Raw genomic sequence first — 14140 nt, forward strand, 5'->3', positions numbered from 1 at the left:
GGGGCAGCCCTTATGAGTAACGCCGGCTTGACCTAGAAGTTGGTCGAGGCGCCGAAGCGGAAGACCTCTGTCTCGTCGTAGTCGGTCTTCAGGAAGGCCTGGGCGATATCAGCCCGCAATGGCCCGAGCGGCGAGGCCCAGATCACACTGAAGCCGGCCGAGGCGCGAAGATCGTTGCCGTCGGCAATATCCACCGCGACGTTCTTCGCAAGAGAGCTGGCGTCATAGAGCGAGCCGGCATCGACGAAGAAGGCGCCCTGCATGCCGAGATTCTCGGGGATCAGCGGCATCGGGAAGCGCACCTCCGCGGTGGCCGCATAGTAGACCTTGCCGCCAAGTGCGTCGTGGTTGGACGAGCCCAAGTCACGTGGGCCGATACCAGCGCGCTCGAAGCCGCGGATGGTCTCGCCGCCCTTGAAGAACAGGTCGGTCAGGCGCAGACAGCCCGGATCGGAGGTCGAGAGGCTGTCGCCGCAATGGGTATCGCCCCAGCCCTCGATCACACCACCCTGCAGGCGGCCGGCCAGGGTGATCTTCTTGGTCAGCGGGTAGTAGCCGCGGGCGTCACCCACGGTCCGGATGTAGTTCACCGTGCCGCCGAGACCCGCCATATCCTGGCTGAAGGAGACGAAAATACCCTGGGTCGGAGACTGCGGAAGGTTCCGGGTGTCGTAGGCCAGCGTATAGCCGATGCTGGAGACGTCGGCGGTGCCTTCGGAGGCCTTGATCACAGGCGACGCATTATTGGTAACGTCGTAGATCTCTTCATGCTCGTAGGAGTAGCGCAGGCCGAGGCGGGTATCCTCCGCCACCGGGAAGCCGAGGCGCAGCGTGCCGCCGGAGTTTTTCTGCGAGAACGAAGCGACGTCGGAGTAATCGACATCCTTGTGGAACAGGTCGAAGCCTGCCGCCAGATTGCGGCCCAGGAAGTGCGGCTCGGTAAAGCTGAAGTCGACCTGCGAGCGCTCCATACTGCCGGACACGCCCAAGCGGACATACTGGCCGCGGCCCATGAAGTTGCGTTCGGAGATCGCGATATCGCCGATGATGCCTTCGCTGGTGGAGTAGCCGACACCGAAGGAGAGCTCGCCGGTGGGCTGCTCTTCGACGCGCACAGTCAGCACCACGCGGTCGGGCGCGCTGCCGGGGCTGGTATCGATGTCGACGCTCTTGAAGAAGCCGAGCTTGCGCAGGCGTCCGCGCGCCGCTTCCACCAGGAGGCGGTTATAGGCATCGCCTTCCGACAGGCGGAACTCGCGGCGGATGACGGAATCGTGGGTGCGGTAATTGCCGACGATGTCGATACGCTCGATATAGACCCGCGGCCCCTGCTCCAGGAGATAGGTGATGTTGACGATCTGATTGGTGGGATCGCGCTCCAGCCGCGGCTTGACCTGGCTGAACGCATAGCCCTGCTGCGAGACGTCCACCGTCAGCGCCTCGACGGTCCGCTCCACCTTGGAGGCGTCATACCATTTGCCGGTGCGGGTTTTGATGTCGCCGCGCAAGGCTTCGACGTTCACCGCAGGCAGATGGGATTCGATATCCACTGCGCCGATCCGGTAGCGCGCACCCTCATCGATGGTGAAGGTGATGACGAAGCCGTCCTTATTGGGATCGACCTCGGCGATGGCGGAGACGACCTGAACGTCGACATAGCCTTCCTTCAGATAGAACTGACGCAGCAGCTCCTTATCGAGGTTCAGGCGGTCGGGATCGTAGATATTGGTGTTTTTCAGGAAGCTCAGCCAGTTGGTCCGCGTGGTGGAGATCACATAGCGGAGCTGGGAGTCGCTGTAGGAATTATTGCCGACGAAGTGGATGGCGCGCACCTTCGTGGTTTCGCCCTCGCCGATCTGATAGGTGACGTCGATCCGGTTATTGGCGACGTTGGTGACGACCGGATTGATCGACACCGAATACATGCCCTGCCGCTCATAGAGCGTTCGAATGCGTTGAACGTCAGCCTGAACCCGCGCCTGAGTGAAGACGGTCCGCGGCTTCAATGACACTTCGGCCATGAGCGCGTCGTCCTTGATCTCCTTATTGCCCTCGAAGGTCACCCGATTCACGATCGGGTTCTCGACCACGTAGATGGTCACCACCCCGGCATTGCCGCGGATGCGGACATCCTTGAACAGGCCGGTGGAGAACAAGGTTTTCAGGGATTCATCGACTTCGGCGGGGTCGTAGGTGTCGCCGACAGAAAAGGTCAGGTAGGCACGAACGGTCGCCGCTTCGACGCGCCGATTGCCCTGGACCTGAATGGAGGTGATGGTTTGTGCCTGAGCCTCGTCGCCGACAACGAGGCTGATCCCGACGGAAAGCGGAATTGCGCTAACAATCGTCAGGACGGCGAAGACCAGTCCTTTTAACAAGCTACAGCGCACCATTTCTGGTGTTGTCCCCCTCACGCCGATCCCCGTTGACGCAGTACTCGAGATCGAAGCTGGCCACTCTTTATGGCCGTAATTTGTTGACAGTCCCCCGCGGTGCGCTGGGTTCGTCTACTGCCTGGCTACACCGCAATGCGTCATACGACGACTATGAAAAGCTAATGTGAATCAGATCATTCCAAGTAGCGAAAATCATTAGCATAAGAACCAGTGCGAGGCCAATGCGGAAACCCACTTCCTGGCTTCTTTCGCTCAACGGCCGCCCCCTGATTGCCTCGATCGCGTAGAACAGAAGATGTCCCCCATCCAACATTGGAATTGGGAACAGGTTGATGAGGCCAATACTGACCGAGATGATAGCTGCGAGATTGATGACCGCAAGAATTCCGAGACTCGCAGCTTGGCCAGAGACTTGCGCAATACGAATAGGCCCCCCGAGTTGATCGGGCTTCGCCTTGCCCGTCACCACCTCGAAAATATAACCCAAGGAGCGGCTAACAACCAGATAACATTGGTTAACCGCCGAACCGAGGGCGCTAATTGGGTCTTGCCGTTGCAGGGAAACCTCACCTGCCCCGGCTTTTCGCTCGATTCCCAAGATTCCCATGGGAATCTTATTGCCGAAGCGGTCTTCGATCTCTTTCAGCTCCGGCGTGGCGGTGAGATTGACCAGATCGCCATTGCGGTCGACCACGAATTGCAGGGCATTTCCGGCGTTCATGCCGACGATCTGCTGCAGCTCGCGGAAACTGTCGATCTTGCTGCCGTCGACTTCCACGACCATGTCGCCGGGCTGGAAGCCGGCGCGCTCGGCGGCACTGTCGGGCCGCACCACATCCACCTGAGGTGCGGTGACCTGCTGGCCGAAGACGCTGAACATCACCGTGAAGATGGCGATGGCGAGGATGAAATTGGCGATCGGACCGGCAGCCACGATGGCGGCGCGCTGAGCTAGGGTTTTGCCCTGAAAACTGCGCTTTTTCTCCGCTTCGGAGAGGTTTTCGAAGGCTTCGCCGCCTTGCGCTTGGGCGCTCGCGGCGTTCTCGTCGTCGATGAATTTCACGTAGCCGCCAAGCGGGATCCAGGAGAGCCGCCAGCGCGTATCGTGCTTATCGGTGAACCCGCAGATTTCCGGGCCGAAGCCGATCGAGAATACCCGGACATCGACGCCGCACCAGCGGGCGACCAGGAAATGGCCCAGCTCGTGGAAGAAAACGACGATGGTCAAAACCAGGAGGAACGGCAGCAGGTAAGACAGGAAGGAGCCGCCATAGCCGAGAAGGCTGGTGAGAATGTCCATGGGTATCCCTTAAGGTTTTGATTTTCTTAAACGGCGGAGGCGCGCGATGCAAACCTCTTGATTGCGCTTTGAGCGCTTGCCCGCGCCGCCCGGTCGATTGCTGTGACGTCTTCGAGGCGCATGGCCGGCGTCCCGCCGCCGCTGCCCTGCTCGGTCAAGGCCGATTCGACCACCTCGGCAATCGCCAGAAAGCCGATTTCGCCGGCGAGAAAGGCTTCGCCTGCCACCTCATTGGCGGCATTGAGCACGGTGCCGGCATTGCCGCCCGCGGCCAGCGCTTCGCGGGCCAGACGCAGGGCCGGAAACCGGGCTTCGTCGGGCGATTCGAAACTCAGCGTGCCGAGCTTGGCCAGATCCAGCGGCGCCATGGGAACCGGCATGCGCTCCGGCCAGGCCAGGCTATAGGCGATGGGGGTGCGCATATCCGGCGGGCTCATCTGGGCCAGCACCGCGCCGTCGCGGTAATAGACCAGGCAATGCACCACCGATTGCGGGTGAATCAGGGCGTCGATGCGATTGGGTGCGAGGCCGAACAGATGGTGGGCCTCGAGCATCTCCAGCGCCTTGTTCATCAGCGTCGCCGAATCGAGGCTGACTTTCCGCCCCATGGACCAGGTCGGATGCTTGATCGCCCGCTCCGGCGTGACCTTGGCCATCTCATCGCGGCTCAAATCGCGGAACGGGCCGCCGGAAGCGGTCAGGCAAAGCCGCTCGATGCCCTTTTCCTCGGCCAGATTGAAGCTGCGTCCTGGTGCCGGCGTCTCGGCGGTCATCAGCTGGGCGGCGGCGGCATGCTCCGAATCGACGGGAATCAGCGTTGCGCCGTGACGGGCCACCTCGGCCATGAACAGGCTGCCGGCCGAGACCAGGCATTCCTTGTTGGCCACGGCGACGGCGTTACCTTGCGCCACGGCGGCCAACGTCGGCTCCAGCCCGGCGACGCCGACGATGGCGGCCATGGTCCAGTCGGCGGGGCGGCCGGCCGCCTCGATCACGGCCGCGCGCCCGGCGGCAGCCTCGATGCCGGTGCCGGCAAGACGGTCCTTCAGCTCCGCATAGCGGGTTTCGTCGGCGATCACCGCCAGCTCAGCCTTATGCAGAATGGCCAGCTCGGCAAGCCGCGCCACCTTGCTGCCGGCGGTCAGCGCGACGACCCGATAGGCTTCCGGATCGCGGCCGACCAGGTCCAGCGTATTCTCGCCGATGGAGCCGGTCGCGCCCAGAACCGTGACGCTCTTCGGCGCGGCGGGCGCGGAAGATACCGGAATCGGCTCAATGTGTTGGCGCAGGACGCTCATATCAAATCTCGAATTCGGGTGAGGCTACCATAGCAGAAGCCCCTGCCCCGGATGAGGGATGTTTCGCAATGCGATCAGCGCCGCAACGATGCCGGCGAGCATCAGACCGTCGATCCGGTCGAGCAGCCCGCCATGGCCGGGAATAAGCTTGCCGGTGTCTTTGGCACCAAAAAGGCGCTTCACGCCGCTTTCGGTGAGATCGCCGAGCTGACAGGCGAGCGCCAGCACCATGGCGATCAGGGCAAGGCACACCCATGAGGTGTCAAGACCGAGCGCGAAAGCGATGCCGACAAGGGCCGGCAGACTGACGCCGCAGAGAAACCCGGCCCAGGTCTTGTTGGGCGAGATCTTTGGGGCGAGCTTCGGTCCGCCGATCAGCTTGCCGCCGGCATAGGCGCATGTGTCGGCGGTCCAGGCAATGGCGAACAAGAAGAGCAAGGATGTGATGCCGTAGGCTTCGCCGGTGCGCAGCCAGATGAAGGCCGCGGCGGCGGCGCTGAAATAGACCAGCCAGCCGGTGGACCATATGAGGGCCGGCTTGCCGCGGCCGATAATCAGGGTGACGCCGAGGGCGACGGCGAGCACGAGCGCCGCTTCCGCCGGGCGGTCCACCGCCATGAACACCACCACGGCGAGAATGGTGGCGGCATGAATGACGGCGAGGCGGTCGGCCCCCTCGCCCCGCACCAGGCGCGACCACTCCCAATTGACGATGAGAGAGCCGGCGATGATCAGCAGCGCGAAGGCCCAGACGCCGACAAGCACCGCGGCGATGGCGCCGGCGGCCATGACCACGGCGGAAAAGGCCCGGGTTGCGAGTTCCCTAGAGCTTTTATTCTCGGTGGGCAGGTTCGCCTTGGCGAGATCTGGCTTGGCCGGGTCTGACTTGGCGCCGTTCGGGTCGCTCACGCGGTGGATCTCGCCGAAACGCCGCCGAAACGCCGGTTTCGCTGCTGGTATTCGGCGAGTGCGCCCTCAAACAGCTCCCTGGAGAAATCGGGCCAATAGGCGTCGACGAAGACGAATTCGCTATAGGCGAGCTGCCAGAGCAGGAAATTGCTGAGGCGCTGCTCGCCGCTGGTGCGGATCAGGAGGTCCGGATCGGGCAGACCGGCCGTGTCGAGATATCCGGCAAACGCGTCTTGCGTGACGGCGTCCGGCTCGATCCTGCCGGCGGCGGCGTCTTCGGCCAGACGCTGGGCGGCGCGGGCAATCTCGTCACGCGCGCCGTAATTGAGCGCGATGGTCAAGGTCAGCGCGGTGTTGTTCTGGGTCAGGGCGACGGCATCGTCGATCATATGCAGCACGTCGGGATCGAGCCCCTCGCGCGCGCCGATCATCTTCAGCTTGATGCCATGCTTGTGCAGATCGGCCAGATCGCGGCGGATGAACATGCGCAACAGGCCGAACAGATCGCGGATCTCGCTTGGCGGCCGCGACCAGTTCTCCGAGGAGAAGCTGAACAGGGTGAGATGGGTCAGTCCGAGCTCGAGAGCGGCCTGCACGGTCTTGCGCACCGTGTCGACACCGCGGCGGTGCCCTTCGGTGCGCGGCAAACCGCGCTCGGCGGCCCAGCGGCCGTTGCCGTCCATGATGATTGCAACATGGAACGGTACGGCTCCGTCTCCGTCGGCGAGCGAGGGCTTATCCATCGCAAGGGTCACGTCGTGCTCCTCGTTGCAGTTCGATCAGCGGCCCGGACAGGCCGCAGGCAGTCTAGACCTGCATGATTTCGGCTTCCTTGGAGGCCAAGGATTCGTCGATCTCTTTGATGACCGTATCGGTCAAATCCTGCACCTTGGTTGAGAAACCGTGGTGCTCGTCTTTGCCCATTTCGCCATCTTTTTCCATGCGCTTCAAATGTTCCATGCCATCGCGGCGCACATTGCGCACAGCAACGCGGGCTTGTTCGGCATATTTATGGGCGACCTTGGCCAGGTCCTGGCGGCGCTCCTCGTTCAGCTCCGGGATCGGAAGCCGCAGAAGCTCGCCTTCTATCACTGGATTGAGGCCGAGATCGGATTCGCGGATCGCCTTCTCCACCGCCGAGACCAGGGTTTTGTCCCAGACCTGGATGGTGAGCATGCGCGGCTCCGGCACGTTCACCGAGCCGACCTGGCTCAGCGGCATGGAGCTGCCATAGGCGTTGACGGTGATCGGGTCGAGCATGCTGGCGCTGGCGCGGCCGGTGCGTAGCCCGGCGAATTCGTGCTTCAGCACGCTCAGCGCGCCGCGCATCCGCTTCTCGATGTCATTTAGGTCGAAATCGGCCATCACACGCTCTCCCCGCGCTTCTCATCCCGGTGCGGCCGGAGACCGGATGCGCACCTTTTATATCGTTCAACCGTCTTATCCCGGCCGCGATGGCTTGCGGAATCCGCAAAAGCCGCCCGGCCGGGTGCCGGAACCGTTACCGGCCCTCGCCGCCAATGGTGGTGAAGGCCCCCTTATCCTGCAAAACGGCGGCGATCCCGCCTTTCTGCTTCAAGGAAAAAACAACTATCGGAATCTCGTTGTCCCGGGCAAGGGCGATTGCAGCCCCGTCCATGATGCGCAGGTCCTTCTCCAGCACCTCATGGAAGCTCAAGGCGTCGAAGCGGGTGGCATCGGGCACTTTCTTCGGGTCGGCACTATAGACGCCGTCGACCTGGGTTGCCTTCAAAAGCGCATTGCAGTTCATCTCCGCTGCGCGCAAGGCGGCCGCCGTATCGGTGGTGAAAAACGGATTGCCGGTGCCGCCGGCAAGAATGACGATGCGGCCCTTCTCGAGATGCTGCAAGGCGACGGGGCGGATGAACGGTTCGCAGACCGTCGGCATCGGGATCGCCGACATCACCCTTGCGGCGTGGCCGCGGGCCTCGATGGCGCTGCCGAGCGCCAGCCCGTTCAGCACCGTCGCCAGCATGCCCATATAGTCGCCGCTGACCCGGTCCATGCCCTGGGCCGCCCCGGCGAGGCCGCGATAGATATTGCCGCCGCCGACGACGAGACAGATCTCGGCGCCGAGATCGACGGCCTCGGCAACGTCGGTGGCGATGCGGTCCAAGGTGGCGACGTCGATACCGCCCTGGCGGTCGCCCATCAGGGCTTCACCGGAAAGTTTGAGAAGGACGCGCCGGTAGTTCAGAGCTGCCTGTTTTGCGGCCATAAGGTTCCGACTCCAGCGATGCGCGCCGGCGGCTTAGCGCCAGCGGTGATCCTCCCGCGAAATGCGGGAGAATCGGCCAATACACCGCATGTTTCTAAAAGCCGGAGACGGCGGCTGCAACTTCACTCCTCGCCGTCGCCCTGCTCGATCCCCTCGCCGAGGGCAAAGCGGTAGAAGCCGGTGACCTTGATCGGCGCGCCGACGGTCTTTTCTGCCTCGGTGACGGCCTTGCCGACGGACAGGTCGGTGTCCATGACGAAGGCCTGGGACAGAAGCACGACCTCTTCGTAGAACTTGCGCAGGCGCCCTTCGACCATCTTCTCGATGACGTTGTCCGGCTTGCCGGATTCCTTGGCCTGCTCGACCAGCACGGCGCGCTCGCGCTCGACCAGCGCCGGATCGAGATCTGCGGTCTCGACGGCCTGCGGATTGGCGGCGGCGATATGCATAGCGATCTGGCGGCCGAGATTGGCAAGGGCGTCCTTGTCGCCGGTGGATTCCAGGGCAACGATGACACCGATCTTGCCGAGCCCGTCGCTCATGGCATTGTGGATGTAGTTGGCCACGGTGCCGTTATCGACCGAAAGATAGGCGGTACGGCGGAGCTGCATGTTCTCGCCGATGGAGCCGACCATCTCTTTCAGGGTCTCGGCGACGGAGCTGGAACCGCCCGGATAGGCAGCCTTTTCCAGCGCGTCCAGATCACCCTTCGCGCCGAGCGCGGCTTCGGCGATCTTGGAGACCAGCTCCTTGAAGGTGTCGTTGCGGGCGACGAAGTCGGTCTCGGAATTGACCTCGACCAGAGCGGCCTCGCCATCCTTGGCGGAAAGGCCCACGAGCCCGTCCGCAGCCACGCGGCCAGCCTTCTTGGCGGCCTGGGCCAGCCCCTTGGTGCGGAGCCAATCGGTTGCCGCCTCGATGTCGCCGCCGGCCTCGTTGAGGGCCGCCTTGCAGTCCATCATGCCTGCACCGGTCTTTTCGCGCAGGTCCTTCACCATGCTCGCGGTAATCGTCGCCATTCCTTAGCCTCTAAATAGATGTTGGCGGCCCCGGGCGCGTTGCTCGGGGCCGCGAATGGGAGCCGAGTTACTCGGCCTTTTCGGTTTCGCTGCCTTCGGCGTCGCCGGACTCGTCCTTGGCGGCCGCCTTGGTCTTGGCAGGAGATTTCTTGGTGGCCGGCTTCTTGGCGGATTTGGCAGCCGTCTTGGCCGGCGCCTTCTCCTCAGCCTCGGCCGGAGCGGCTTCGGCGGGGACTTCCGCTTCGGCGGTCACCGTTTCCTCGACCACGACTTCCTCGGTCTCGAGGGCCGGCTCGGCGATGGGCTCTTCGGATTCGCCGATATCGACGCCGATCGAGCCCTGAGCACGCTCGATACCGTCAAGCGCGGCACGGGCCACCAGATCGCAATACAGCGTGATGGCGCGGCCGGCATCGTCGTTGCCCGGGATCGGATAGGTGATGCCGTCGGGATCGCAATTGGAATCGACGATCGCCACCACCGGCATGTTCAGCTTGCGGGCTTCCGCAATGGCGATGCTTTCCTTGTTGGTGTCGATCACGAACATCATGTCCGGCGGAGCACCCATATCCTTGATGCCGCCCAGCGCCCGCTCAAGCTTGTCGCGCTCGCGGGTGAGCTGCAGCAGCTCCTTCTTGGTCAGGCCGTGCGTGTCGCCGCCAAGCAGTTCCTCGAGCGATTTCAGACGCTTGATGGAGTGCGAGATGGTGCGCCAGTTGGTCAGCGTGCCACCGAGCCAGCGGTGATTGATGTAGTACTGGGCGCAGGAGCGGGCGGCTTCGGCGATGGCCTCGGAAGCCTGGCGCTTGGTGCCCACGAAGAGCACGCGGCCGCCGCTGGCCACCACATCGGAGATCTGAACGAGCGCCTGATGCAGCAGCGGGACCGTCTGGGTGAGGTCCATAATGTGGATGTTGTTGCGGTCCCCGTAGATATAGGGGGCCATTTTCGGGTTCCAGCGATGCGTCTGGTGGCCGAAATGCACGCCAGCTTCCAAAAGCTGACGCATGGTAACGTCGGGCAGTGCCATGGGCCTGCGTCTCCTTTTTTCCGGTTCTTCCTCCGCGGGGCTTGTGAAACCGGCTAAATCCGAGCGTTTCGGAGCTATCCGGCCACCGGAGCGAGAGCTGGCCCGTTGTCGTGGACCCGCAACGCATCTCCCCGCGTGTGAGATGAAGCGGGTTATAGGCAGCGATTATTTCGTTGGCAAGACATGCAGGGCAGAAAAGACAAGACATGCGGGGCAGAAAACCGTGCCCCTCGGGGCCGGCTTTCGGCGCAATCCGCCGCTCAGAGCGACTGGATCTGGCGCACCCCTTCGATCACCGACAGGGCGCCGCGCTGTTTCGGCGTGGCGCTGATGCCCTGCGGCAGGGTCAGTTCCACCTCGCGGTCCATATCGTCGAGGCGGACCAGGAGGCGAAGCGGCCCCCGGCCATTGCCGTTTCCGTTCTTGGCGAGAGTCTCGGCGATGGCCTTCATAGCGGCGTGGCTGTCCAGCACGAGACGCAAGCCGGTCGGCACACGGGCGGCGGCTTTCTCCAGCGAGGAGACGCCGAGGATGCGGGCCTTGACGGTGTCGCCGTCCATCTCCGCCTCCAGATCGAACAGCACCACATTGCCGGTCTCCAGCATCGGGCGGGCTTCGTTCAGCGCTTCGGAGAAGATCACCGCTTCGAACTGGCCGGTGCGGTCTGAGGCGCCGACGAAGGCGAAGGCATTGCCGGCGCGGCTCTTGCGCTCGCGTTTGGAGACCACGGAGCCCGCCACCTTGCCGACCACCTTCTGGGATTTGGCCTTGGCGGCAAGAGAGGACCAGCTCTCTGCGCCGATGGCATCGAGAATTTCCTGATAGTCGTCGAGAGGATGGCCGGTGAGGAACACGCCGACGGCGTCGAACTCCCGTGCCAGCCGGTCGGTGGGAAGCCAGGGCGTTACTTTGCGCAACGGCACGGGCGGCGGCGGGCTGTTATCGCCGCCGAAGAGATTGTTCTGGCCGTCATTGGCATCCTGCTGGCTTTGATTGCCGATGGCGAGGATGCGGTCGATATTTTCGAACGCTAGCGCCCGGTCGATATCCAGGCAGTCCAGAGCGCCTGCGGCGCACAGCATCTCCAGTGCGCGCTTATTGACGTGGCGCGGATTGATGCGGCGGGCGAAGTCGGAAATGTCCTTGAACGGCCCCTTCGCCTGCCGTTCGGCCGCAATATGCTCCACCGCCGATTTGCCGACATTGCGCAGCGCCGCCAGGGAATAGCGGATGGTGTCCTCTCCCGGTATGAACGGAACGTCGGAGTGGTTCACCGAAGGGGGCAGAATCTCGATGCCGAGGCGGTGGGCCTCCTGCACGAAGCCGGCCAGCTTCTCCGTGTTCCCCATATCCAGCGTCATCGAGGCGGCGAGGAACTCGACCGGGTAGTTCGCCTTCAGATAGGCGGTTTGATAGGTCAGGAAGGCGTATGGCGCGGAGTGGGATTTGTTGAAGCCGTATTCGGCGAACTTGGCGCAGGCGTCGAAGATCTCCTGGGCGGTGATCTTCTGGATGCCCCGCTCCTCGGCGCCCTTCATGAAGCGGCCGCGCTGCTTGTCCATCTCCGACTTGATCTTCTTACCCATGGCGCGGCGGAGGAGATCGGCCTCCGCCAGGGTGAAGCCGGCCATGTCGCGGGCGATCTGCTGCACCTGCTCCTGATAGGTGATGACGCCGTAAGTCGGGGCCAGGATCGGCTCCAGCTTGGGATGCAGATATTGGATGCTCTCCTGGCCGAGCTTGCGGGCGCAATAGACCGGGATATTGGCCATCGGACCCGGACGGTAGAGCGCGACCAGGGCGATCAGGTCTTCGAAGCGGTCCGGCACCATGTCGACCAGGGCGCGGCGCATGCCGAGACTTTCCACCTGGAACACGCCGACGGTCTCGCCATGGGCCAGCATCTCGAAGGTGTTCTTGTCGTCGAGGGGGACATGGAGCATGTCGATCTCCTCCCCCTTCTCGCGGATGAAGTTCACCGCCTGCTGGATGACGGTGAGGGTCTTCAGCCCGAGAAAGTCGAACTTCACCAGCCCGGCATTCTCCACCCATTTCATGTTGAACTGGGTGGCGGGAAGCTGGGCGCGCGGGTCGCGGTAGAGCGGCACCAGATCGATCAGCGGCCGGTCGGCGATCACCACGCCCGCGGCATGGGTAGAGGCGTGGCGGTAGAGCCCTTCCAGGCGCTGGCCGATATCCAGCAGCTTGGCGACGATCTCTTCGGAATCGCGGGCTTCCTGCAGCAGCGGCTCGCCTTCGATGGCCTCGGCCAGGGTCACCGGATTGGCCGGATTGTTGGGCACCAGCTTGCAGAGCTTGTCGACCTGGCCGTAGGGCATCTGCAGCACGCGGCCGACATCACGCAACACGGCGCGGGCCTGCAGCTTACCGAAGGTGATGATCTGAGCGACGCGGTCGGCACCGTAATGATCGCGCACATAGGCGATCACCTCGTCGCGCCGGTCCTGGCAGAAGTCGATATCGAAGTCCGGCATCGACACGCGGTCCGGATTGAGGAAGCGCTCGAAGATCAGGCCGAAGCGGATGGGATCGAGATCGGTGATGGTCAGCACCCAGGCGACCAGAGAGCCGGCGCCGGAGCCGCGGCCCGGACCGACCGGAATGCCATGGGCCTTGGCCCATTGGATGAAGTCGGCAACGATCAGGAAGTAGCCCGGATATTTCATCCGGATGATGACGTCGAGCTCGAACTCCAGCCGCTCGGCATAGTCCTGCTCGGTATGGCCGGGGGCGAGGCCTTGCGCCTCCAGGCGTTTGGCCAGGCCGGCCTTGGAGCGCTCGCGCAAGGTCTGCGCCTCGGCCTCGGCCTGCGCTTCGGGGGATGCGGCATCGGCGACGAAGCTCGGCAGCATCGGCGCCTGCTTCACCGGGCGGTAGGCGCAGCGCTTGGCGATCTCCACCGTATTGGCGATGGCCTCGGGCAGATCGGCGAATAACGCCGCCATTTGACTTTGCGTCTTGAAGTAATGCTCCGGGGTGACCCGCCGCCGTTCGTCGACGGCGATATAGCTTCCTTGCGCGATGCAGAGCAGCGCGTCATGGGCCTCGAAATCGTCTTGGCTGGCGAAATAGGATTCGTTGGTGGCGACGATGGGAAGCTCCAGCCCATAGGCGAGCTTCAGGAGTTCCGGCTCGACCGCCCTTTCCTTCTGGGTGCCGTGGCGCTGGATCTCGACATAAAGCCGGTCGCCGTAGAGCCGGTGCAGCAGGCGCAGCCGTTCCTCGGCCGTGTCCAGGTTGCCCTCGGCGATAGCGCTGTCGATGGGCCCCTCGGGGCCGCCGGTCAGGGCGATCAGCCCTTCGGTGCAGGCGGAGAGCTGGTCGATGCCGACGACAACCGTGCCGGTGTCTGCTGCCGTCTGATAGGCGGTGCTGGAAAGCCGCATGAGATTGGCATAGCCAGTCTCGTCCTTGGCCAGCAGCGCGATGCGGCCGGAAGGCTCCGGCGCTTCGATCTCGCCGCCGGGTCCCTCTTCCGCCGCTGTCTCGAGGCTGACGGCGAGGCTGGATCCGATGATGGGTTGGATGCCGGCATCGGCGATGACGCTGGAGAATTCCAGCGCGCCGAACAGGTTGTTGGTGTCGGTGAGTGCCAGGGCCGGCTGCGCATCGCCGAGGGCCAGATCCTTCAGCTTGCCGATCTTCAACGCCCCTTCCAGCAGCGAATAGGCCGAATGGGTGCGAAGATGGATGAAGGTCGGCTGGCCAGAGTCAGGCATGTAAACTGTTAATTCCACTGTGAGAATTCGAGCGAACGGCGCTCTTTAGCCCTCCCAGATTCTAAGGGAGCGGTGAAGCGATAGAGTGCTGCGCTCGACCGGTTATCCAGAGAGTATCCACTGAAACTGCGATGTTCGCACTCTGTTCTTACATCAAACTGTTAGATTGAAGTTATACTTTAACTGCAACCATAGGGCGGCTAAGGTTG

Annotated in this window: 10 protein-coding genes; all 10 read right to left on the reverse strand. The window is 63.3% G+C overall.

The genetic code is table 11. The features are described from left to right. Positions 1-32: 32 nt before the first annotated feature. Positions 33-2378 carry an outer membrane protein assembly factor BamA gene (gene bamA / locus HT051_RS08700; protein ID WP_246810032.1) on the reverse strand — a complete coding sequence of 782 codons (2346 nt, stop codon included), beginning with the start codon at positions 2376-2378 and terminating at the stop codon, positions 33-35. Between the two features lie 166 nt (positions 2379-2544). Then, positions 2545-3696: an RIP metalloprotease RseP gene (rseP, locus tag HT051_RS08705; RefSeq protein ID WP_174541671.1), complete on the reverse strand. Its 1152-nt coding sequence runs from the start codon at positions 3694-3696 to the stop codon at positions 2545-2547. A 26-nt stretch (positions 3697-3722) separates the two neighbouring features. Continuing rightward, a complete protein-coding gene (gene dxr, locus HT051_RS08710) occupies positions 3723-4994 on the reverse strand; it encodes a 1-deoxy-D-xylulose-5-phosphate reductoisomerase (protein ID WP_174541672.1) in 1272 nt (423 codons plus the stop codon). Positions 4995-5018: 24 nt separating this feature from the next. Then, on the reverse strand, positions 5019-5903 hold the full coding sequence (locus HT051_RS08715; RefSeq protein ID WP_174541673.1) for a phosphatidate cytidylyltransferase: 885 nt from the start codon (positions 5901-5903) through the stop codon (positions 5019-5021). Continuing rightward, entirely contained in the window at positions 5900-6646 is a 747-nt protein-coding gene (locus HT051_RS08720; protein WP_174542942.1) for an isoprenyl transferase, read from the reverse strand. The genes HT051_RS08715 and HT051_RS08720 overlap by 4 nt, the downstream gene beginning before the upstream one ends. A 64-nt stretch (positions 6647-6710) precedes the next feature. Continuing rightward, positions 6711-7268, reverse strand: coding sequence for a ribosome recycling factor (frr, locus tag HT051_RS08725; RefSeq protein ID WP_174541674.1), 558 nt, complete (start codon positions 7266-7268; stop codon positions 6711-6713). Between the two features lie 136 nt (positions 7269-7404). Next, on the reverse strand, positions 7405-8142 hold the full coding sequence (gene pyrH / locus HT051_RS08730; RefSeq protein WP_174541675.1) for a UMP kinase: 738 nt from the start codon (positions 8140-8142) through the stop codon (positions 7405-7407). A gap of 122 nt (positions 8143-8264) precedes the next feature. Continuing rightward, complete coding sequence (gene tsf, locus HT051_RS08735; protein ID WP_208454300.1) at positions 8265-9161, reverse strand: translation elongation factor Ts; 897 nt, start codon at positions 9159-9161, stop codon at positions 8265-8267. Between the two features lie 67 nt (positions 9162-9228). After that, positions 9229-10191, reverse strand: coding sequence for a 30S ribosomal protein S2 (rpsB, locus tag HT051_RS08740; RefSeq protein WP_174541676.1), 963 nt, complete (start codon positions 10189-10191; stop codon positions 9229-9231). Between the two features lie 260 nt (positions 10192-10451). Next, positions 10452-13931, reverse strand: a complete 3480-nt coding sequence (gene dnaE / locus HT051_RS08745; RefSeq protein ID WP_174541677.1) for a DNA polymerase III subunit alpha — start codon at positions 13929-13931, stop codon at positions 10452-10454. Positions 13932-14140 lie beyond the last annotated feature (209 nt).

This window comes from Methyloligella sp. GL2 (assembly GCF_013341275.1).
Lineage (GTDB): Bacteria > Pseudomonadota > Alphaproteobacteria > Rhizobiales > Methyloligellaceae > Methyloligella.

Coding starts and splice junctions, on each gene's coding strand:
- rseP (WP_174541671.1), bottom strand. CDS start 3,696: ATGGACATTCTCACCAGCCTTCTCGGCTATGGCGGCTCCTTCCTGTCT.
- dxr (WP_174541672.1), bottom strand. CDS start 4,994: ATGAGCGTCCTGCGCCAACACATTGAGCCGATTCCGGTATCTTCCGCG.
- HT051_RS08720 (WP_174542942.1), bottom strand. CDS start 6,646: ATGGATAAGCCCTCGCTCGCCGACGGAGACGGAGCCGTACCGTTCCAT.
- frr (WP_174541674.1), bottom strand. CDS start 7,268: ATGGCCGATTTCGACCTAAATGACATCGAGAAGCGGATGCGCGGCGCG.
- pyrH (WP_174541675.1), bottom strand. CDS start 8,142: ATGGCCGCAAAACAGGCAGCTCTGAACTACCGGCGCGTCCTTCTCAAA.
- tsf (WP_208454300.1), bottom strand. CDS start 9,161: ATGGCGACGATTACCGCGAGCATGGTGAAGGACCTGCGCGAAAAGACC.
- rpsB (WP_174541676.1), bottom strand. CDS start 10,191: ATGGCACTGCCCGACGTTACCATGCGTCAGCTTTTGGAAGCTGGCGTG.
- dnaE (WP_174541677.1), bottom strand. CDS start 13,931: ATGCCTGACTCTGGCCAGCCGACCTTCATCCATCTTCGCACCCATTCG.